This window comes from Microbacterium sp. CFSPD4_SD4, assembly GCF_057364585.1.
The window spans coordinates 92011-112835 of the sequence record NZ_JBNFOC010000005.1 but is presented as its reverse complement, the minus strand read 5'-3'; the positions used below and the strand labels follow the sequence as shown (position 1 = coordinate 112835).

General features: G+C 72.7%; 17 protein-coding genes. 13 read left to right on the top strand and 4 right to left on the bottom strand.

Annotated features, from left to right (window positions below; all coding sequences use genetic code 11):
* The first annotated feature begins 30 nt into the window (after positions 1 to 30).
* Positions 31 to 1038, top strand: coding sequence for a sugar phosphate isomerase/epimerase family protein (locus tag AC2W7E_RS09890; RefSeq protein WP_025105584.1), 1008 nt, complete (start codon positions 31 to 33; stop codon positions 1036 to 1038).
* 25 nt (positions 1039 to 1063) lie between these two features.
* Here the strand turns inward: AC2W7E_RS09890 and AC2W7E_RS09885 are convergent, their stop codons facing one another.
* Both AC2W7E_RS09885 and AC2W7E_RS09880 read right to left on the bottom strand, forming a co-directional pair.
* Positions 1064 to 2044 carry an NYN domain-containing protein gene (locus AC2W7E_RS09885; RefSeq protein WP_485989025.1) on the bottom strand — a complete coding sequence of 327 codons (981 nt, stop codon included), beginning with the start codon at positions 2042 to 2044 and terminating at the stop codon, positions 1064 to 1066.
* The gene (locus AC2W7E_RS09880) at positions 2037 to 3032 is read right to left on the bottom strand and encodes a Gfo/Idh/MocA family protein (RefSeq protein WP_085606144.1); all 996 of its coding nucleotides are present in this window, start codon (positions 3030 to 3032) and stop codon (positions 2037 to 2039) included. Before AC2W7E_RS09880 ends, AC2W7E_RS09885 begins: the two co-directional genes overlap by 8 nt.
* A 103-nt stretch (positions 3033 to 3135) precedes the next feature.
* Here AC2W7E_RS09880 and AC2W7E_RS09875 point away from each other — a divergent pair, with 103 nt between their 5' ends.
* The 8 genes from AC2W7E_RS09875 to AC2W7E_RS09840 all read left to right on the top strand — a co-directional run bounded on the left by AC2W7E_RS09875 (position 3136) and on the right by AC2W7E_RS09840 (position 12118).
* A complete protein-coding gene (locus tag AC2W7E_RS09875) occupies positions 3136 to 4530 on the top strand; it encodes an NtaA/DmoA family FMN-dependent monooxygenase (RefSeq protein WP_485989024.1) in 1395 nt (464 codons plus the stop codon).
* Between the two features lie 131 nt (positions 4531 to 4661).
* A complete protein-coding gene (locus AC2W7E_RS09870; RefSeq protein ID WP_485989023.1) occupies positions 4662 to 6296 on the top strand; it encodes a TIGR04028 family ABC transporter substrate-binding protein in 1635 nt (544 codons plus the stop codon).
* Between the two features lie 16 nt (positions 6297 to 6312).
* Positions 6313 to 7290 (top strand): ABC transporter permease, encoded by a 978-nt coding sequence (locus AC2W7E_RS09865; RefSeq protein WP_085606138.1) that lies wholly within the window; start codon positions 6313 to 6315, stop codon positions 7288 to 7290.
* Positions 7287 to 8180, top strand: a complete 894-nt coding sequence (locus AC2W7E_RS09860) for an ABC transporter permease (RefSeq protein ID WP_303709426.1) — start codon at positions 7287 to 7289, stop codon at positions 8178 to 8180. The genes AC2W7E_RS09865 and AC2W7E_RS09860 overlap by 4 nt, the downstream gene beginning before the upstream one ends.
* Complete coding sequence (locus AC2W7E_RS09855; protein ID WP_485989022.1) at positions 8177 to 9805, top strand: dipeptide ABC transporter ATP-binding protein; 1629 nt, start codon at positions 8177 to 8179, stop codon at positions 9803 to 9805. The genes AC2W7E_RS09860 and AC2W7E_RS09855 overlap by 4 nt, the downstream gene beginning before the upstream one ends.
* Positions 9802 to 10869, top strand: a complete 1068-nt coding sequence (locus AC2W7E_RS09850) for a putative FMN-dependent luciferase-like monooxygenase (RefSeq protein WP_485989021.1) — start codon at positions 9802 to 9804, stop codon at positions 10867 to 10869. Before AC2W7E_RS09855 ends, AC2W7E_RS09850 begins: the two co-directional genes overlap by 4 nt.
* Entirely contained in the window at positions 10866 to 11513 is a 648-nt protein-coding gene (locus AC2W7E_RS09845; RefSeq protein ID WP_485989020.1) for a CMD domain protein, read from the top strand. The genes AC2W7E_RS09850 and AC2W7E_RS09845 overlap by 4 nt, the downstream gene beginning before the upstream one ends.
* Positions 11510 to 12118, top strand: coding sequence for an alkylhydroperoxidase domain protein (locus AC2W7E_RS09840; protein WP_485989019.1), 609 nt, complete (start codon positions 11510 to 11512; stop codon positions 12116 to 12118). Before AC2W7E_RS09845 ends, AC2W7E_RS09840 begins: the two co-directional genes overlap by 4 nt.
* Positions 12119 to 12122: 4 nt before the next feature.
* Here the strand turns inward: AC2W7E_RS09840 and AC2W7E_RS09835 are convergent, their stop codons facing one another.
* Positions 12123 to 13067, bottom strand: a complete 945-nt coding sequence (locus AC2W7E_RS09835; protein ID WP_485989018.1) for a quinone oxidoreductase family protein — start codon at positions 13065 to 13067, stop codon at positions 12123 to 12125.
* Positions 13068 to 13090: 23 nt separating this feature from the next.
* On the bottom strand, positions 13091 to 17104 hold the full coding sequence (hrpA, locus tag AC2W7E_RS09830; RefSeq protein WP_485989017.1) for an ATP-dependent RNA helicase HrpA: 4014 nt from the start codon (positions 17102 to 17104) through the stop codon (positions 13091 to 13093).
* Positions 17105 to 17170: 66 nt separating this feature from the next.
* Here hrpA and AC2W7E_RS09825 point away from each other — a divergent pair, with 66 nt between their 5' ends.
* The 4 genes from AC2W7E_RS09825 (at position 17171) to AC2W7E_RS09810 (ending at position 20825) form a co-directional block, all read left to right on the top strand.
* A complete protein-coding gene (locus AC2W7E_RS09825; protein ID WP_238695687.1) occupies positions 17171 to 18394 on the top strand; it encodes a heparan-alpha-glucosaminide N-acetyltransferase domain-containing protein in 1224 nt (407 codons plus the stop codon).
* 55 nt (positions 18395 to 18449) lie between these two features.
* Positions 18450 to 19286, top strand: a complete 837-nt coding sequence (locus AC2W7E_RS09820; protein WP_060923596.1) for an aldo/keto reductase — start codon at positions 18450 to 18452, stop codon at positions 19284 to 19286.
* An 89-nt stretch (positions 19287 to 19375) separates the two neighbouring features.
* Positions 19376 to 19945: an FMN reductase gene (gene msuE / locus AC2W7E_RS09815; protein ID WP_485989016.1), complete on the top strand. Its 570-nt coding sequence runs from the start codon at positions 19376 to 19378 to the stop codon at positions 19943 to 19945.
* Positions 19946 to 20027: 82 nt separating this feature from the next.
* Positions 20028 to 20825, top strand: coding sequence for a thioredoxin domain-containing protein (locus AC2W7E_RS09810; RefSeq protein WP_485989015.1), 798 nt, complete (start codon positions 20028 to 20030; stop codon positions 20823 to 20825).

Sequence of the window (20825 nt, the reverse complement as noted above, 5' to 3'; positions counted from 1 at the left end):
CACGAAGCCCGGCGATACGAAGGAGTATCCATGAGCAGTCACCCGGTCACCCTGTTCACCGGCCAGTGGGCCGACCTCCCGTTCGAGGAGGTGGCCCGCCTCGCCGCGGAGTGGGGCTACGACGGGCTGGAGATCGCCGCGTCCGGCGACCACCTGGACCTCCGTCGGGCGGACGAGGACGACGCCTATGTCGCCTCCCGGCGCGAGATCCTCGACCGGCACGGCCTGCAGGTGTTCGCGATCTCCAACCACCTGGCCGGGCAGGCGGTGTGCGACGACCCCATCGACTTCCGCCACGAGGACATCCTGCGCCCGTACATCTGGGGCGACGGCGAGGCCGAGGGCGTCCGGCAGCGGGCGGCGGAGGATATGAAGCGGGCGGCCCGGGTGGCCAGGAAGCTCGGCGTCGACACCGTCGTCGGCTTCACCGGTTCGTCGATCTGGCCCTATGTCGCGATGTTCCCGCCGGTGCCGGAGGCGGTGATCGCCCAGGGCTTCCAGGACTTCGCTGACCGGTGGAATCCGATCCTCGACGTGTTCGACGGGGAGGGGGTGCGCTTCGCCCACGAGGTCCACCCCGGGGAGATCGCCTATGACTACTGGTCGAGCGACCGTGCCCTCGACGCGATCGACCACCGCGATGCGTTCGGCTTCAACTGGGACCCCTCGCACATGATGTGGCAGAACATCGACCCCGTCGGCTTCATCGTCGACTTCGCCGACCGGATCTACCACGTCGACTGCAAGGACACCCGTCTGCGGCCGCGGAACGGCCGTGCCGGGGTCCTCGGCTCGCACCTGCCGTGGGGCGACCCCCGGCGCGGCTGGGACTTCGTCTCCACCGGCCACGGCGACGTGCCGTGGGAGGACGCCTTCCGTGCGCTCGACGCGATCGGCTATGACGGCCCGATCTCGATCGAGTGGGAGGACGCCGGCATGGACCGCCTGCACGGCGCGCCCGAGGCGCTCGGATTCGTGCGCTCCCTGCTGTGGCCGCCGCCCGCGGCCGCCTTCGACGCCGCGTTCCGCCACCAGTGACGGGCCCGGTGTCCCCGGGCCGTGCTCAGGGCTCCCGCAGGCGGACCAGGCGCTCGTGCCCGGTCTCCTCGAGCTCGGCGATGTCGTCGCGCGACTTGAGGAAGTCGGAGAACGACCGGTAGCCGAGGGCCTTCTCGCTGAAGGACGGGTCCATGCGGCGCATGTGCGTCTTGACCGCGGAGCTGTGCAGCCATTCGTCGGCGTCCGCCTTGTCGTGGCCGAGACGCAGCGCGCGCTCCAGGAGCCGTGTGGCCTCGCCCTGGTCGTCGATCTTCTCCTCGACCTTGGGCTCCTCGCCGGCGGTCTTCGTCTTGGCCTTCGCGCGCGACTTCGACGCCGTCTTGGGCTTCGGGGCGCCCGTGTCCGCGGTGACCGGCGCGGACGGCTCCGCCGGAACCTCGACCGCGGGGGCGACGGCGGGCTGTGCCGCCTTCGTCGGACGCGCCACGCCGGGGAGCGAGTCGTAGGACTCGAACTCGTCGCAGGCCGCAGCGAGGGACTTCGCCGTGGACCCGGCGACGCCCACGCCGATCACGTACCGGCCGAGGCGCTTGCAGCGCTGGGCCAGCGGCACATAGTCGCTGTCGCCCGCCACGATGACGACGTGGGTCAGGTCCGGCAGGCGGAACATGTCCTCGACCGCGTCGACCGCCAGCCGGATGTCCGCGCCGTTCTTCGCGTACGCCGCGGCCGGGAAGAGCTGCACGAGATCCACCGCGCGCGCCACGAGCTGCGAGCGGTACTCGGCGTTGACCGGCGACGACCAGTCCGCATACGCCCTCGTCAGCACGAGGGTGCCGAAGGACGCCGCGTAGTCGATGATGGCGCCGACCTCGATCATCGCCCGGTTCAGCCGCTCGGCGACCTCGGGGTCGTTCGGGTACTCCGTGATGCGCTGGCGATCCTTGCCGTAGGAGTTGCGGCCGTGGACGCGGTCGTACCAGGAGATGACGATGTTGTCGAAGTCCAGGTACACCGCCACGCGGGCGTCGGTCGTCTCAGCCACGGTCGTCCTCCTCACCGGGGTACCGGACGCCGATCTGCGCGCGGATCTCGTCGAGGGCCCCCATGATGGCGACGCTCTCCGCGATGGGGAGGATGTCGCCCTCGAGGAGACCGTCGCGGACCAGACGCTCGGCCGCGAGTGCCTGGTACTGCATGCCGCGGCCCTCGACCTCCGAGACGTACTCCTCCTGCACGGTGCCGTCCGGCCGCACGACGCGGAAGGAGGTGGGGGTGTACCAGACCCGATCGATGTCGATGCGGGCCTCGGTGCCGACGATGCTCGCGGCGTTGGGGCCGGCACCGCGCGAGGAGGAGAGGCTCGTGGAGACCGCCCCGCTCTCGTGGATCATGACGGTGGCGACCTCGGAATCGGCTCCGGTCTCGACCAGACGCCCCACGGCGCGGATGGTGGTCGGTGCCCCGAGGATGTCCCAGATGAAGGAGATCGGGTAGATGCCGAGGTCGAGCAGCGCGCCGCCGCCGAGCTCGAGCGCATTCAGACGGTGGGCGGGGTCGGTGGGCAGCTGCTGCGTGTGGTCGGCGCTCACGGCGCGGATCTCACCCAGGGCGCCGTCGGCGAGGAGCTCGCGGATGCGGACCATGTGCGGCAGGTAGCGCGTCCACATCGCCTCCATCACGAGCAGCCCGCGCTCGGCGGCGAGCCGCTGGAGGTCTTCGGCCTGGGCGCGGTTGAGGGTGAACGCCTTCTCCACGAGCACGTGCTTGCCGTGCTCCAGGGCGAGCCGGGCGTTCTCGTGGTGCATCGGATGCGGCGTGGAGACGTAGATGATGTCCACGTCGGGATCGGAGACCAGCGCCTCGTACGACGGATGCGCGTGCGCGATGTCGAAGCGTGCGGCGAAGGCGTCGGCCGACTCCTGCGAGCGCGAGCCCACCGCGACGAGGTCGAGTCCGGCCGTGCGCAGATCGGATGCGAAGGCGCCGGCGATGCCGCCGGTCGCGAGGATTCCCCAACGAAGTCCAGTCATCCTCTCAGCGTAGAGGGTGGCGCATGTGACCGTCTGTGACATCCGGTGACCTCCGGCTTCGTCCCCATGGCCCGGGTGGCGGACGCGCTCCTACCGTGTCGGCATGACGGAACCCCTCGTGATCGGCGCCATGGTGCGCACCCTCGGCGCCTACCCCTCCGGGTGGCGGTACCCCGGAGCCCACCGCGACCCCGCGGGAGACGCCGACATCCTCCGCCGTATCGCGCGGGAGGGGGAGGACGCGGGCCTGGACTACCTCTTCTTCGGCGACTGGCTCGCGACCGGACCCGACCTGGAGTTCCGCGATCCCTACCTGCTGGCCCGCATCGACCCGCTGAGCGCGGTGCTGTTCCTCGCCGGGGTGACCTCCCGGATCGGACTCATCGCGACGGTCAACACCACCTATGCCGACCCGTACGCCACGGCGCGGGCCCTGGCCTCCCTCGACGTCCTCACCGACGGCCGGGCGGGGATCAACCTCGTCACCGGCGCCGAGCCGCGCGCCGCAGGGAACCACGGTCGCGAGGCCCACGCCGACACCGAGACGCGCTACGACCGGGCGGAGGAGTTCGTCGTCGCCCTGCGCCGGCTCTGGGACTCCTGGGCCGAGGACGCCTGGATCGCGGATGCCGAGCGCGGCGTGCTCATCGACCCCCGGGGGCTGCGCGCCGCCGACGTCCAGGGCGCACACGTGCGGGTCACCGGCCCGCTCAACGTCGCCAGACCGCCGCAGGGGCGCATCCCGATCGTGCACGCGGGGACCTCGCCGCAGTCGCGGGCGCTCGCGGCGACCGCCGCCGACCTCGCCCTCATCGCCGCCCCCACCCTCGCCGACGCCGTGGCCACGCGGCGGCTGCTGCGGGAGATCGCGGCGGAGGCGGGCCGTCCTGCGGAGGAGCTGAAGGTCATCGCCCCGGTGCTCCCCGTCGTCGCGGAGTCCGACGCCGCCGCCCACCGGATCGTCCGGCGGCTGCTGGAACTCGTCCCGCTCGCGGAGGGCGGGCAGCGGGGGCGTGTCGGGTTCCCGGCGAACCGCACGGTGGAGGCTCTGGCCGACGCGCTGGAGGTGGCCGCCGACGACCCGCTGCGGGCCGCGGCCTTCGACACCCCGGTGACGGTCGCCGAGGCCGCACGCCTGGGGGAGCGGGGCGCCGCGCTCGTCGACCGGCTCGCGGGGATCGCCGGACTCCGGGGCGGGACGCCGGACGCGCCGACCTGGCGGCATCTCGTCGCCGCGCACGCCGTCCCTGCGGCCTTCGTCGTCGGCGACGCCGGCACGATCGCCGACCACTTCGCGCACTGGCGCGACGAGGGCGCCGCCGACGGCTTCAACGTCCTCTCGGCGTTCCAGCCCGGGCAGTTCGAGGCCTTCACCCGCCTCGCAGCCCCCGAGCTCCGTCGTCGCGGTCTTCTGCGGACCCCGGAGGAGACCGGCCAGGGGGTCCGCGCGGAGACGCTGCGCGACCGCCTCCGTGTGACGTCGCGTGTCGGCGCGTGACCACGCGTGTCGTCTCGCGACACCCGGAGTCCGCGGCCTCGCCGCTGCACCCCGCCGCTTCCTACCGTGAACACCACCCGCACTGCACCCGCACCCGACACCCTGCCTTCCGAACCCGAGGAGTCCTCCGCATGAACCGCCGCCTGATCCGCACCGCCGCCGTCGCGGTCCCGCTCGTCCTGGCCGGCAGCCTCGCCGCCTGCGCCAGCTCGCCCGCCCCGGGGAACACCCCGGCCGCGGCGGGGGACCCCGTCTCCGGCGGCACGCTCACCTACCTCGAGCACCAGGCCTACACGAACCTGTATCCGCCGCAGGCCGGCTTCTACCCGAACGGCGGCATCGTCAACAACATCGCCGCCCGGCTCACCTGGCAGAACCCGGAGACGCTCGAGATCGAGCCCTGGATCGCCGCGGAGTGGACCGTGAACGACGACGCCACGGAGTACACCTTCGACCTCAACCCGGACGTGACGTTCTCGGACGGCACGCCCGTGGACGCCGCCGCCGTGGCGAAGAACTTCGACACCTACGGGCTGGGCGACGCCGAGCGCGGGCTCACCGTCTCCGAGGCCATCAACAACTACGCCGGCAGCGAGGTGGTCGACGAGGACACCGTGACGTTCCGCTTCAGCGCGCCGTCGCCCGGATTCCTGCAGGCGACGTCGACCATCAACTCGGGACTGCTGTCCCCGGAGACCCTGGACGGCACGATCGAGGACTTCGGCGCGGGCAACGCGGAGAACATCATCGGCTCCGGCCCCTTCACCGTCACGGACGAGAAGCTCGGTACCGAGTACACCCTCACCGCCCGCGATGACTACGCCTGGGGCCCGGACAGCGCCGAGAACGACGGCCGTCCGTACCTCGACGCCGTGCACGTGCTGGTCACCCCCGAGGACTCCGTCCGCATCGGGTCGCTGCTCGCGGGCCAGGCCGACTACGTCCGCTACGTCCAGGCGTTCGACGAGGACCGCGTGGAGGGCGCCGGATTCACGCTGTACGCCCCGCAGACCCGCGGCGTGAACAACTCGATCGCCCTCCGCCCGGAGAACCCGCTGCTGTCCGACATCCGCGTGCGTCAGGCGATCATCGCCGCAGTCGACGCGCAGGAGGTCGTCGACACCCTGTTCACCGAGAACTACCCGGTGGCCACGTCGGTGCTGTCCTCGCAGGCCGCGGGATACAAGGACGAGTCCGCGCACTACGCCCACGACCCGGAGAAGGCGGAGGCGCTGCTCGACGAGGCGGGCTGGGAGCCCGGCGCCGACGGCATCAGGGAGAAGGACGGCGAGCGACTGTCGATCACGGTCTACGAGGCCAAGCCGCAGCCCCTGTCGAAGCAGACCCTGGAGCTCGTGGCGCAGCAGCTCGCGGCGGTCGGCGTGGAGCTCACCGTCAAGCCCGGCGATGCGGGCAGCTACGCGGAGGACACCCGTGATCCGCTGAAGACGGGGTTCTACCACTCGATGGTCGGCCGTGCGGACCTCGACGTGATCAAGAGCCAGTACTTCACGAAGAACCGCGACGTGCTCATCTCTCAGGACGCGAGGCTCGACGAGCTGCTGCTGGCCGTCGCCTCCGAGCCGGATGCCGAGAAGCGGGTGGCCGCCTCACAGGCCGTGCAGGACTACATCGCGGAGCAGGCGTACGTGATCCCGCTCTTCGAGGAGCCGCAGGTCTACGGTGCGGCCACGTACGTGCACGGCGTCGCGTTCGAGTCGGTCGGCCGGCCCACTTTCTCCGGCGTGTGGCTCGCGGAGCACTGAGGGCCACGGTGACCCCATGACCTTCGTCCTCCGACGGGCCGGGCAGGCCGCGATCGTGCTGATCGCGGCCTTCACGGCCACGTTCTTCCTGCTGCAGCTGCTGCCGGGAGACGCCATCCTCATCAAGTTCTCCGACCCGAGCCTGGGGCTCTCGCCGGAGCAGCTCGACGACATCCGCGCGACCTACGGAGCCGACGTGCCGTGGGGGGAGCAGTACCTGCACGCGGGTCTCGGTTTCCTGGCGGGCGACTTCGGCTACTCGACCCAGTACGGCACCCCGGTGCGGACGATGCTGGCCGAGGCGCTGCCCGCCACGCTGCTGCTCGCGGCGCTCGGACTCCTGGTCGCTGTCGTGCTCGCGGTGCTGATCGCGGCGCTCTCCGCGCTCGCCCCCTTCGCGTGGCTGCGGGACGGCCTGCGGCAGGTGCCGGGACTGTTCGTCGCGGTGCCGGTGTTCTGGCTCGGCATCCTCCTCATCCAGGTGTTCTCGTTCGGGCTCGGCTGGGTGCCGATCGTGGGAGCCGACCCCGTCAGCGGCCTGATCCTCCCCGTCCTCACGCTCGCCGTGCCGATCTCGGCGCCCCTCGCCCAGGTGCTGGTCCGCTCCATCGACCGGGTGCAGGCGCAGCCGTTCGTGACGGTGGTGCGGGCGAAGGGCGCGCCGCCGGCGTGGGTGCTCACGCGCTCGGTCGCGCGCAACGCCGCCGTCCCGACGCTCACCATCGCGGGGGTGCTGTTCGGAGAGCTCGTCGGAGGAGCGGTGGTGACCGAGACGGTCTTCGGCCGCACCGGCATCGGACGCCTCACGGAGCAGGCGGTCGCGAACCAGGACATCCCGGTGCTGCAGGGGGTGGTGCTGCTGTCGGCCCTGGGGTTCGTGGTGATCAGCTTCGCCGTCGACCTCGCCACGCCCCTGATCGATCCGCGGCAGCGGCGATCGGCGCGCGCCGCCCGGTCCCGCCCCGTCCGTCCCGCCCAGGAGGTGCCCGCATGACCGCTCCCGTGATCGCGGAGACCACCGTCGAGACGCCCGGTGCCCCGCCCGCGCCGTCCGCCCCGGCTCCCGTCTCGGCCTCTCGTCCGCGACGACGCTTCCGCGCCTGGGGGCTGTACCTGGCGTTCGCGGTCGTCGCCGTGGCGGTGCTGTGGGCGGTGATCCCCGGAGTCTTCGCGCCGGGCGACCCGCTGACCGGCGTGCCCGCCGACAAGCTCCTGCCCCCGAGCGCCGCGCACTGGTTCGGGACCGACGCGCTCGGCCGCGATCTGTTCGGCCGGGTCGTCCACGGCGCGGTGCACTCGCTGTCGGGTGCGCTGATCGCGGTGACGGTCGGCCTCGCGCTCGGCACGCTCCTCGGAGCCGTCGCCGGCGCGACCGGCGGCGTCGTGGACGACGTGCTGATGCGGATCGTCGACGTGCTGCTGGCCATCCCGGGGCTGCTGCTGTCGCTCTCCGTCATCATCCTGCTCGGCTTCGGCACCGTCAACGCGGCGATCGCCGTGGGACTCGGCAGCGTCGCCGCCTTCGCCCGGCTCATGCGCGCCGAGGTGGCGCGGGTGCGGCGCACCGAGTACGTCGAGGCGGCCTTCGGCAGCGGCGGCACCTTCGTCGCCGTGCTGCGCCGGCATGTGCTCCCGAACGCCCTCACCCCGATCGTCGCGCTCGCCGCCTTGCAGTTCGGCACGGCCATCCTCGCCATCTCCACCCTCGGCTTCCTCGGCTACGGGGCCCCGCCGCCCACCCCCGAGTGGGGGCTGCTGATCGCCGAGGGACGCAACTACATCGCGACCGCCTGGTGGCTCACGGCGCTGCCCGGCCTCGTGGTGGTCGCCGTCGTGCTCAGCGCCAACCGCATCAGCCACCGGCTCGGAAGGAGCACCCGATGACCGCGCCAACACCCGTCCTCACCGCGACGGACCTGCGGGTCTCGTACGCCGGCAGCGAGGTCGTGCACGGCCTCTCGTTCGCCATCGCCGAGGGGGAGACGCTCGCCCTGGTCGGCGAGTCGGGTTCCGGCAAGTCCACCACGGCGCACGCCCTCCTCGGCCTGCTGCCCGAGGGCGGACGGGTCGAGGGCGGCCGCGTCCGGCTCGGCGACCTCGACATCTCCGGATGGTCGGATCGGGCGTTCCGCGGTATCCGCGGGTCGGAGATCGGGCTGGTGCCGCAGGATCCGACGACGTCGCTCGACCCGGTGCGCCCCGTCGGCGTGCAGGTCGCCGAGGTGCTGCGCCTGCACGGGCATCGCGACCGTCGTTCCCGCAACGCCCGCGTGCTCGAGCTGCTCGACCGCGTCGGGCTGGACGACCCCGATCTGCGCGCACGACAGTATCCGCACGAGCTCTCCGGCGGCATGCGGCAGCGGGTCCTCATCGCGGCCGCGATCGCCCTCCGCCCTCGGCTGCTCATCGCGGACGAGCCCACCAGTGCCCTCGACGCCACGGTGCAGCGCCGCGTGCTGGACCTGCTGGACGAGCTGCAGCGCGAGGACGGCACGAGCATCCTGCTCGTGACGCACGACCTCGGCGTCGCCGCGGACCGGGCGGCGCGGATCGCGGTGCTGAAGGACGGCCGGATCGTGGAGCAGGGGCCGAGTGCGCAGGTGCTCGCCGATCCGGAAGACCCGTACACGCGGCAGCTGCTCGCCGACGCGCCCGCCTTCACGACCGGCTTCCGGCGTCCGGACGCGCCGCCGTTCCTCCGGGATGCTGCGGCGGTGGCCGCCGAGAAGCCCTACGAGATCGTGGCCGCGGGCCTCGTGAAGGAGTTCCGGGTCTCGGGACGCGAACGCTTCCGGGCGGTCGACGACGTCTCGTTCCGGGTGCGGCGCGGGACGACCCATGCGCTGGTCGGCGAGTCCGGATCGGGCAAGTCCACGACCGCGCGCCTGGTCACGCGCTTCCTCCGTCCGGACGCCGGGACCGTGGAGCTCGCGGGGGAGGACGCGACGGCCGTCGAGGGGGCGCGATTGCGTGCGCTGCGCCGACGGATTCAGCTCGTGTACCAGAACCCGTTCGCCTCCCTCGACCCACGGCAGCAGATCGCCGACATCGTGGCCGAGCCGCTGCACAACTTCCGCATCGGGACCCGCTCCGAGCGTCGGGATCGGGCGGTCGCGCTGCTCGACCGCGTGGCGCTGCCGGCGGATGCGGCACGCCGCACCCCGAGCGAGCTGTCCGGCGGGCAGCGCCAGCGGGTCGCGATCGCGCGGGCGCTCGCCGTCGACCCGGAGATCCTCGTGCTCGACGAGGCGGTGTCGGCGCTCGACGTGACGGTGCAGGCACGCATCCTCGAACTGCTCTCCGCGCTCCAGGCCGAGCTCGGACTCACCTACCTCTTCATCTCGCACGACCTCGCCGTGGTGCGCCGCATCAGCCACACCGTCTCCGTGATGCACCGCGGTCGCGTGGTGGAGGACGGGCCGACCGAAGAGCTGTTCCACGACCCGCAGCACGAGAACACCCGGGAGCTGCTGGCCGCGGTCCCCGGACGAACGGAGATCCTCGCATGAGCACCACCCCGCGTCCCACCGTCGCGTTCTTCACGCGGCTCCTCGACGACGCGTCCCCGGCCGACCGCTACCGCCTCGCCCTGACGCAGATCCAGCACGCCGAGGAGCACGGCGTGGGGCGGGCGTGGGTGGCGCAGCACCACTTCCGGGCGGCGGAAGGCGGGCTGCCCTCGCCGCTCGTCTTCCTCGCGCACGCGGCGGCACGCACCTCGCGGATCCGCCTCGGCACCGGGATCATCACCCTTCCCCTCGAAGACCCGGTCCGGGTCGCCGAGGACGCCGTGGTGGCCGACCTGCTCGCGGACGGGCGGATCGACCTCGGGCTCGGCAGCGGCGGTACCCCGTCGTCCTTCGCGCCCTTCGGGGAGGACGTGCGCGACAAGGGGCCCACCTACGACCGCAAGCTCGGCGTGCTGCTCGACGCTCTCGCAGGCCGGGACATCGGTGCGGGGAACACGCTGTATCCGGACGCGGGGTCGCTGGCCGCGCGCATCTGGCAGGCGACGTTCTCGGCACCCGGCGGTCATCGGGCGGGCGTCCACGGTCACGGACTGCTGCTGTCCCGCACGCAGCCCCGCCCCCACGACCGGCTGCACGCGCCGCTGTCCGCGCTGCAGGACCCCATCATCGACGCGTACCTCGACGCGCTGCCCGCCGAGGCGACCCCGCGCATCACCGCTTCCCGCACCGTGTTCGTGGCGGACGACCGCGCCGAGGCGCTCCGGTTCGCCGAGGTCGGGTTGCGGCGCGCGGCCGAGGGCTTCCGTCGGCAGGGCCAGACCATCCCCGGAGACGACCTCGACGACCTCATCGCCGCTCTCGACACGCATCTCGGCACGCCCGAGGAGGTCGCCGCCTCGCTCGCCGCCGACACCACGCTGCACCGCGCGACCGAGGTGGCATTCCAGGTGCACTCGGTCGACGCGCCGCACGCCCACGTCCTGCGCTCGATCGAGCTGTTCGCGACCGAGGTCGCACCGGCCCTCGGCTACGCGCTGACCCCGCCGGATCCCGAGAGCACCCGCACTGCCGAGAACACCCCCACCGTGAAGGAGAACGCATGACCGCCGACATCGTCGACCAGCTGACGGGGGTGACGCCGGAGCTGGATGCGCTGCGTCGTCGTCGCCCCGTGACCAGGGAGCAGCTCCAGGCGAGCTTCGACGCGCTGTTCCACCCGGTCTCCGCGGAGCACGTCTCGCTCGCCGAGCGCGCGCTCATCGCGGCGTTCACGACCGCTCTCGCCGGTGCCGACGACCTCACGGCGGAGTTCTACGCCGGAAAGGCCCGCGAGATCGACCCGGAGCGCGCCGCGATCGTCGCCCGAGAGGCCGAGGCCGCCGCGACCACCGGACCGTTCGGCGCCTACACCGAACGCGGGCTGGAGGCCGAGAGCACCGACGGCGCGCGGTACGTGCCGGACGAGGCGGCGTCGGCTGCCCTGGGGGAGCGCCTCGCGGCGGCTCTCGCGCACACGCACCTGCTGGTGTTCCGCCCGCGCGAGGCATCCGGCGCCGACCTCGGCCGCCTGCACGACGCCGGCTGGTCGACGGACGGCATCGTCACGCTGTCGCAGCTCGTGTCGTTCCTCGCCTTCCAGCAGCGGGTCGTCACCGGCCTGCGGGTGCTCCAGGACGACGGGCTCACCGCCACCGCCACAGCCACCGACACCGCCGCCGACACCGACACCGACGAGGAGGCCGCATGACCGCCGCCGACACCGTGCTCCGGCACGACGACGCCCCCTATCCCGACGCCTTCACCCGCGCCGAGGTCGGCTGGACGCCGCACCTCGCGCCGCTGGCGGAGGAGGATCTCACCCCGCGACACCTCGATGGCCTCGTTGACGCCGCCCGCGCGAAGAACGAGTACTTCCGGCTGCTCGCGCGCGACCCCGAGGTGCTCCGCGCACGCACCCTCGTCGACAAGGACATCTTCTACAACACCGCGGAGGGGCTCCCGCGCGCGGAGCGGGAGCTCGCGGCCACCGCCGCCTCCCGCCGCAACGGCTGCGTCTTCTGCGCGTCGGTGCACTCCCGGTTCGCGGCGCATCACGGCAAGCGGCCGGACGACATCGACGCGCTCCTCGCCGAGGGCGTGGACGCGGACCTCGGGGAGCGCTGGAACGCGATCGTCGCCGCCGCGGTCGCGCTGACCGACACGCCCCGCGTGTTCGGAGCCGCGCACATCGCCCGCCTCCGTGCGGCCGGACTGGACGACCTGGAGATCGCGGACGTCGTGCACGGCGCGGCCTTCTTCAACTGGGCGAACCGGCTGATGCTCTCGCTCGGCCGCCCTGTCGCTCCCGCCTGATCTCTCAGGGGACGAGGATGATCTTCCCCGAGGCGGCGCCGTTCTCCATGAGCTCATGGGCCCGCGCCGCCTCGGCGAGAGGCAGCTCCGGGCCCAGCTCGATGGTGAAGTCGCCCGCGGCCAGCAGGTCGACCGTCTTCTGCAGCGCTTCTGCGCGCCACTCCAGCTCCTGCGGCGTGAGCGGCTCGGGGGAGCCGCCGGAGAACGCCCGGATGCCGAAGTCAGCCGCGTCGGGACCGCGGACGATGGTCGCGATGCGGTCGCGGTCCGCGACCAGGGCGAGGGAGGTCTCGATCGCCTCGTCGGTGCCCGCGCAGTCCAGGACCACGGTCACGGGGGAGGGGGCCGCCGCGCGGACGCGGTCGAGCAGGCCGTCGCCGTAGGCCACGGGGATCGCGCCGAGCTCGCGGAGCTGGTCGTGCCGGGCAGGGCTCGCGGTGGCGATCACCGTCGCGCCCCAGGCGACCGCGAACTGCACGGCGGCCTGGCCGACCGCGCCTGAGCCCGCGTGCACCAGGAGCACGTCGTCGGCCGTCACGGCGAGCGAGCGGAGGGACTGGTAGGCGGTGCCGGCGGGGATGCCGATCGCCGCCCCCTCGGCGGCGGTGACGGCGTCCGGGAGCTTCACGAGCTTGTCGGCCTCGACCGCGAGGGCGGAGGCGTAGGTCCCGAGGGTGTCGCGGATCGCGACGCGGTCGCCGACCTCGAACCCCTCCACGCCCTCGCCCAGCACCTCGATCACCCCGGCGCCGTCGAACCCGACCGGACGCGGCTCGGTGATCGGCGCGGACGGGCGCTTGCCGCCGCGGAGCTTGGCGTCGATGGGGTTGGCGCCGGCCGCCTCGATGCGCACCAGCGCCTCGCCGCGGACGGGCACGGGGTCAGGCACCTCCATCAGGTGGAGGACAGCGGGGGATCCGAACTCGGTGTAGACGATCGCGCGGGCCATGTCCTCAGGCTACCCGGCGGGGGTCACTTCCCCGCGAGCGCCTTGGTGATCCGCTGCGGCGACACCGGCTGCGCGGTGCCGAGACGCTGGGCGAAGACGCTGACCCGGTACTCCTCCAGCAGCCAGCGCACCTCGACGATCGCGGGCCGAGCGTCGGGCGCGAGGGGGATCGTGCCGCCGGCGTCCGCGAACAGCACCGCCATCCGCTCGAACTCCGTCATCCGCCCGCGGTCCTTGCCCGGCTCGTTCGCGAGGGTCTTCAGCCGGTCGATCATGCCGTCGAGGTACCGGGGGAAGTGGGCGAGCCGGTCGACTCCCGCCGCCGCGACGAAGCCGGGATGCAGCAGTCCGGAGAGCTGGGTGCGGATGTCGTTCAGCGGGCCGAGCAGCGCCAGCGCGTTCTGCGCCTTGATGCCCCGCTCCACCTCCCGCGCCTTCGTGAGGATGCGGGCGACCAGGGAGACGCAGGCGAAGAGCTCGTCGACGAGCACGGCCGACACGGCGTCGCGCACGCGGGCGAACTCGGCTTCGGTGCGCACGACGCCGCGGTCCCGGCCGTCGGCGCCTCCGGTCGACGCGTCGATGACGCGACGGGCGACGGCGGCCCGGCAGTCCTCGATGAGCGCGGCCGCCGACGGGTACGGCGAGGCGGCGAGTGCGAGCTTCTCCTGGCTGGTGAGGTGCTGCTGCACGTACGACGACGGCGACGGCACCGCGAGCAGGACGAGACGGAGCACGCCGTCGCGCGTGGCGGCGGCTGCGGCGTCGGGGGTCGCCTCGACCCGCACCGACACGCTCGTGCCGGCATCGACGATCGCCGGATACCCGCGGACGACGCCGCCCGCGACCTTGGTGTCGATGACCGCCGGGAGGTCGCCGAACGTCCACGCCGTCAGCCCCGTCTGCTCGACCGGAGCGGCGGCCACGCGCTCCGCCCCGCGCGGTCCCGGTGTCTCCGCACGCCCGGGGCGCGCGATGGAGCGGGCGACGCTGCTGCGCGCGCGGTCGGAGAGCTGAGCCTGCAGCGACCGGAGATCGCGCCCCGAACCGACCACGCGTCCCCGCTCGTCCACGGCGCGGAAGTTCATGCGCAGATGTGCCGGCACCCGTTCGTCGTCGAAGTCGGCGGCCGTGACCACCTGGTTCGCGAGCGGCTGCACGAGCCGCGCGAGCGCCTCTTTGAGGGTGCGCGGGGGGAGACCGCCGTGCGCCTCCGGACCCTCGTCGGCCAGCGCCGCCCCGAACTTCTCCGCCCAGTCGGCGGCGGGGACGACGTGGCGCCGGATGGCCTTGGGCAGCGCACGCAGCAGTCCGGTGACGAGCTCGGCGCGCAGCCCGGGCACCTGCCAGTCGAAGCCGCGGTCCTCGATCTGGGCGAGCAGCGGCAGAGGCAGCACGACGCTCACGCCGTCGTCCGGTGCGCCCGGCTCGAACCGGTACGCGAGGCCGAGCACCTGGTCGCCCTGCGTCCACCGGGTCGGGAACTCGCGCTGGTCGGCGCGGTCCTCGTCGTCGATGAGGTCGCTCTCGCGCATCACGAGCAGCTTCGGCGTCGTCGTCAGCGCCTCGCGCCACCACTTCTCGAACGACCGCACGTCGAACACGTCGGCGGGGATGCGCTCGTCGTAGAAGCGGAAGACGGCCTCGTCGCCGGCCAGGATGTCGCGACGCCGCTCGCGCTCCTCGAGCTTCTCCAGGCGGCGACGGAGCTCGGCGTTGCTGCGCCAGAACGCGCTGACCCGCTTGTCGATGCGGGACGGGTCCCATTCGCCCTCGACGAGCGCATGACGCACGAAGAGCTCGCGCGAGGCGGCCCGGTCGATGCGGGCGAACTGCACCCGCCGGCGCGGGATGATCTCGACCCCGAACAGCGTGACCTTCTCGAACGCCACGGCGGCTCCGGCGTCCTTGGACCAGTGCGGCTCGGTGACCTGGCGCTTCGCGAGGTCACCGGCGAGGGGCTCGGCCCAGGCGGGGTCGATCGCGGCGACGGTGCGGGCGAAGGTGCGGGAGGTCTCCACGATCTCGGCGGCCATGACCGCCCGGGGGCTCTTCTTGCGCAGCCCCGACCCCGGGAAGATCGAGAACCGGATGCCCCGCGCGCCCCGGTACTCCGTGATCCGGCGGCGGGCGTCCTTCGCGGGAGAATGGGCCTTCCCTGCGGGGGCCGTGCGCTCGTCGAGGACGCCGATCTGCGACAGCAGGCCGGAGAGCAGCGAGCGGTGGATGGCATCCGGATCGGCCGCGCCGCCCGGCTCCGCCCCGCGGTCGGGGCTCTTGACGAGCGTCCGGAGCTGGCGGTGCACGTCGAACCACTCGCGGACCCGCACGTAGTTGAGGTGCTCGCTGCGGCACAGCCGGCGGAACGCGCTGGAGCCGAGCTCGCGCTGCTGCTCGCGCAGGTGGTTCCAGAGGTTCAGGAGAGTGAGGAAGTCGCTCGTCGGGTCCACGAAGCGCGCGTGCAGCCGGTCCGCCTCCTCGCGGCGGTCCTCCGGTCGCTCGCGCACGTCCTGGATGGACAGCCCCGCCACGATCGCGAGCACGTCCCGCAGCACCGACCCCTGGGTCCCTGAGCCTGTCGAAGGGCCTGAGCCCAGCTGGGGCCTTGAGCCTGTCGAAGGGCCTGACCCCCGCTGGGTCCCTGAGCCTGTCGAAGGGCCCGCCTCGATGAGCATCCGCGCGAACCGCGGGTCCATCGGCATCCGAGCGATGTCGCGCCCGATGCGGGTGAGCCGGGGACCGTCGTCCGGCCCCTGCGCCGGCCGGAGGGCGCCGAGCTCGGTGAGCAGGTCGAACGCCGCCTTCACACCCCGGGAGTCGGGCGGGGTGAGGAACGGGAACGCGGTGATGTCGCCGAAGCCCAGCGCGAGCATCTGCAGGATGACGGAGGCGAGGGAGGTGCGCAGGATCTCGGGTTCGGTGAACTCGGGACGCCGCGCGTAGTCCTCCTCGGAGTACAGGCGGATGGCGATGCCGTCACTCGTACGGCCGGCGCGCCCGGAGCGCTGATTCGCCGAGGCCTGGGAGATGGCTTCGATGGGCAGCCGCTGCACCTTCGAGCGGTTGCTGTACCGGGAGATGCGCGCGGTGCCGGTGTCGATGACGTACTTGATGCCGGGCACCGTGAGGCTCGTCTCGGCCACGTTCGTCGCAAGCACGACCCGGCGACGGACGCCGGCCACGGTGCTGCGCTCGAACACCCGGTGCTGCTCCGCGGCGGAGAGCCGGCCGAACAGGGGGAGGACCTCGGTGGGCGAACGGTCCTTGGCGTAGGCGGCCCGCACGGCGTCGGCCGCGTCCCGGATCTCCGCCTCGCCCGGCAGGAACACGAGCACATCTCCGGGCGCCTCCCGGTCGAGCTCGCGGAGCGCCGCGACGATCGCGCTCACCTCGTCCTCCGGCTCGCCGGCGGCGTCCTGCTCCGCGTCCTCGTCGACGAGCGGGCGATAGCGGATCTCGACGGGATAGGTGCGCCCCGACACCTCGATGACCGGCGCGGGGGTGCCGTCGGCGGCGGCGAAGTGCCGCGCGAAGCTCTCCGGGTCGATGGTGGCGGAGGTGATGATCACCTTCAGGTCCGGGCGCTCCGGGAGGATGCGGGCGAGGTAGCCCAGCAGGAAGTCGACGTTGAGGGAGCGCTCGTGCGCCTCGTCGATGATGATCGTGTCGTAGCGCGTCAGCAGCCGGTCGCGGTGGATCTCGTTGAGGAGGATCCCGTCGGTCATCAGCGCGATCCGGGTCTCGTCGGAGACCTTGTCGGTGAAGCGCACCTTGTAGCCGACGAGCGTGCCGAGCTCGACCCGCAGCTCCTCGGCCACGCGCTCCGCGATCGTGCGGGCGGCCAGCCGTCGGGGCTGGGTGTGGGCGATGCGCTCGCGGCCCAGTTCCAGCGCGATCTTGGGGAGCTGGGTGGTCTTCCCCGATCCGGTCGCGCCGGCGACGATGACGACCTGGTGGTGGCGGATGGCGTCGGCGATCTCGTCCCTGGCCGCGCTGACGGGCAGCTCCGGAGGGTAGGAGATCACAGGGGAGGACATAGCCCTCCATCGTATGCCGGGATGCACACCGGGGTCGCCGCGATCGCCGCATACGATCATCGGGTGATGACTGCTCTCCGCCCCGTGCGCTGGTTCCGTGATTTCGGGCGGCCGCCGCGCATCCTCGGTCTCGACGTCGCGCGGGGTCTGGCGATCCTCGGCATGGCCGGTGCCCACGTCGGCGTGACGGAGGCGTTCGAGTGGGGCGACCCGACCACGTGGACCGACCTCGTGCACGGCCGCTCGTCGATCCTCTTCGCGCTGCTCGCCGGCGTCTCCATCGCCCTCATGACCGGGCGCGACGTGCTGCCGGAGCGGGAGCGCCTCCCGGGCATCCGCCTCAACCTCGTGGGCCGCGGCGCGGTGATCTTCGTGATCGGCCTCGCCCTGGAGCTCCTCAACACGCCGATCGCCGTGATCCTCACCCTCTACGGCCTGCTCTACGTCGCGGTCATCCCCGTGCTGCGGTGGCGGCCCCGGCAGCTGCTCCTCGGCGCCGCCGTCCTCGCCCTCGCCGGTCCGGCGCTGCTCGCTCTGCTCAGCGCGGTGGCGCTGCAGCCGTTCGGTGCGGGCATCGGGTTCGTGCTCTACGGCACCTATCCGATCACCGTGTGGCTGGCTCTCGTGCTGGGCGGCATGGCTCTGGGCCGGCTCCGGGTGCAGGAGCTGCGCACGGCCGTCGTCGCCCTCGTCGTCGGCGTGGTCCTCGCCGCGATCGGCTACGGTCTGGGTGCCCTCGGAGCGGGCGCGGGGCTGGGCGGGACGGAATCGATCGTCTCCTCGACGAGCGCGTCCTCCGGGAGCGAGAGCATCGAGATCCTTCCCGGCGAGAGCCTGTCGTCGTCTTTCATCCCCGACGATGTGATGCCGCCGTCCGGCTGGGAGAGCTACCCCGAGGCGCTCGCCGCGACGGATCCGCTCGGCTCCATGGTCCGCGCGGTCTTCGCCGTCGACCCGCACAGCGGCGGCACCGCCGAGATCCTGGGCTCCGGCGGGTTCGCCCTCGCGGTGATCGCCCTGTGCCTGCTCCTGAGCCGTCCGCTGCGCTGGCCGCTGCTGCCCCTCGGCGCGCTGGGGTCCATGCCGCTCACGGCATACAGTGTGCACGTCGTCTCCGTCGTCCTCGTCGCCGGCCCCGGAGGCTTCATCGCGGACAACGCCTTCTGGGCGCTCACCGCCGTAGGGCTCCTGCTGGTCACGACGCTGTGGGCGATGTTCGTCGGACGTGGTCCCCTGGAACGCCTCGTCGGAAAGGGCGCCGCCGCGATGGCCGCCGTGCCTCGGCGCTGACGCTTTTCGTCATCCGCACGGGCGCACCTGTCATCACAGGTCTTAGGCTGGGGGGATGACCATTCCTGCACTCGAACTGAACGACGGCAACTCCATCCCCCAGCTGGGCTACGGCGTCTTCAAGGTGCCGCCGGCAGAGACCGAGAAGGCGGTGAGCGAGGCCCTCGAGATCGGGTACCGCCACATCGACACCGCCGCGATCTACGGCAACGAGGAGGGCGTCGGCGCGGCCATCGCGTCCTCCGGCATCCCCCGTGAGGAGCTCTTCGTCACCACGAAGCTGTGGAACGACCGCCACCACGACGACGAGCCCCGCGCCGCCATCGGCGAGAGCCTCGAGAAGCTCGGCCTGGAGCAGGTCGACCTCTACCTCGTGCACTGGCCCACCCCGGCGAAGGACGACTACGTCCACGCGTTCGCGAAGCTCGTCGAGCTGCGCGACGCGGGCCTGACCCGCAGCATCGGCGTCTCGAACTTCCTCGTGCCGCACCTGGAGCGCACGGTGAAGGAGACCGGCGTCGTCCCGGCCGTGAACCAGATCGAGCTGCACCCGGCATACCAGCGCCGCGAGGAGGTCGCCTGGGCCGAGGCCAACGGCGTCCGCATCGAGGCCTGGGGTCCGCTCGGCCAGGGCAAGTACGACCTCTTCGGCACCCCGGCGATCGCGGAGGCGGCCGCCGCCCACGGCGTGACCCCCGCACAGGCCGTCCTGCGCTGGCACCTGCAGAAGGGCATCATCGTCTTCCCGAAGTCGGTGCGTCCGGAGCGCCTGCGCGAGAACCTCGACGTGTTCGGCTTCGAGCTGACCGACGCCGAGATCGCCGCGATCGACGCGCTCGACCCGCTCGACGGCTCCGGCCGCGTGGGCTCGCACCCCGACGAGGTCAACTGACGGCACGCACGCTGCGCAGCACCCCCTCCACATGACGCCCCGTGTCGCTTCGCGCGACACGGGGCGTCTGCGTGGGTACCGTCGAGCCCATGACAGCTCCGCTCCGCGTCGTCGCCGTCTCGGGCTCCCTCCACGAGCCGAGCAAGACCACCGCCCTCCTCCGTGCGATCACCGCCGCGGTCGCCGAGCGCGCCCCGGTCGAGGCGCAGCTGATCGAGCTCACGCAGGTCGGGCCCTCGCTCGCGGGTGCTCTCACCCGTGACCAGCTCCCGCCGGAGGTGGAGGCGCAGCTGCAGGCGATCGAGACCGCCGACCTGCTCATCGTGGGCAGCCCGGTGTACCGCGCCTCGTTCACGGGGCTGTTCAAGCACCTCTTCGACTTCGTGGACCAGTACGCGCTGGTCGGCACGCCGGTGCTCCTCGCCGCGACCGGCGGCGGCGAGCGGCACGCCCTCATGATCGAGCACCAGCTCCGTCCCCTGTTCGCGTTCTTCCAGGCGCTGACGCTGCCGCTCGGCGTGTACGCGAGCACGACCGACTTCGACGGCTACGAGGTGGCCACCGACGTGCTGCGTGCGCGGATCGCGCTCGCGGCCGAGCGGGCCCTCCCGCTCGTCGGCTACACCGCGTCCCGCCCCGCGGAGCTGCTCGTCGGCTGACCCGGGCTGCCGGTCCCGCGGAGCTACTCGTCGGCTGACCGGGTCCGGCCCCCAGCAGGCCTCCCCGGCGTAGCGTGGGAGAATGACGAACCGTCTCGCCGACACCTTCAGCCCCTATCTGCGGGCCCACGCCGACAACCCCGTCGACTGGTACCCCTGGGGAGAGGAGGCCTTCGCCGAGGCGCGCCGCCGGGACGCGCCGATGTTGATCTCGATCGGCTACTCCACCTGCCACTGGTGCCATGTGATGGCGCGCGAGTCGTTCGCCGACCCGGAGACCGCCGCCCGCATCAACGAGGGGTTCGTCGCGGTGAAGGTCGACCGCGAGGAGCATCCGCACGTCGACGGGGCCTACATGGCCGCCGCGTCCGCGTTCACGCAGAACCTCGGCTGGCCGCTCACGGTGTTCACCACGCCCGCCGGACGCGCCTTCTACGCGGGGACGTACTGGCCGCCCGAGGCGCGACCGCCGATGCCCGCGTTCCGCGATGTGCTGGCCGCGGTGCGCGAGGCGTGGACGACGCGACGGGCTCAGGCCGAGGAGTCCGCCGACGCGGTGACCGCGGCCCTCGCCGAGGCGGCGGAGACCACGGCATCGAGCCTCCCGGACGCCACGGCCCTCGCGGAGGCCGCCCGCGGTCTCGTCGCCAGGGAGGACGCGGAGTTCGGCGGCTTCGGCGGAGCTCCGAAGTTCCCGGTGGCCACGACCCTGCGGTTCCTCCAGGAGCCCCTCATCCGCGCGCCGCACCGGAGGCGGCGGCTGCGGCCGAGCGCGCCCTCGCGGCGATGGCGGCCTCGGATCTGCGTGACGCCGACGGCGGGTTCTTCCGCTATGCGACCCGGCGTGATTGGACGGTGCCGCACTACGAGCGCATGCTGA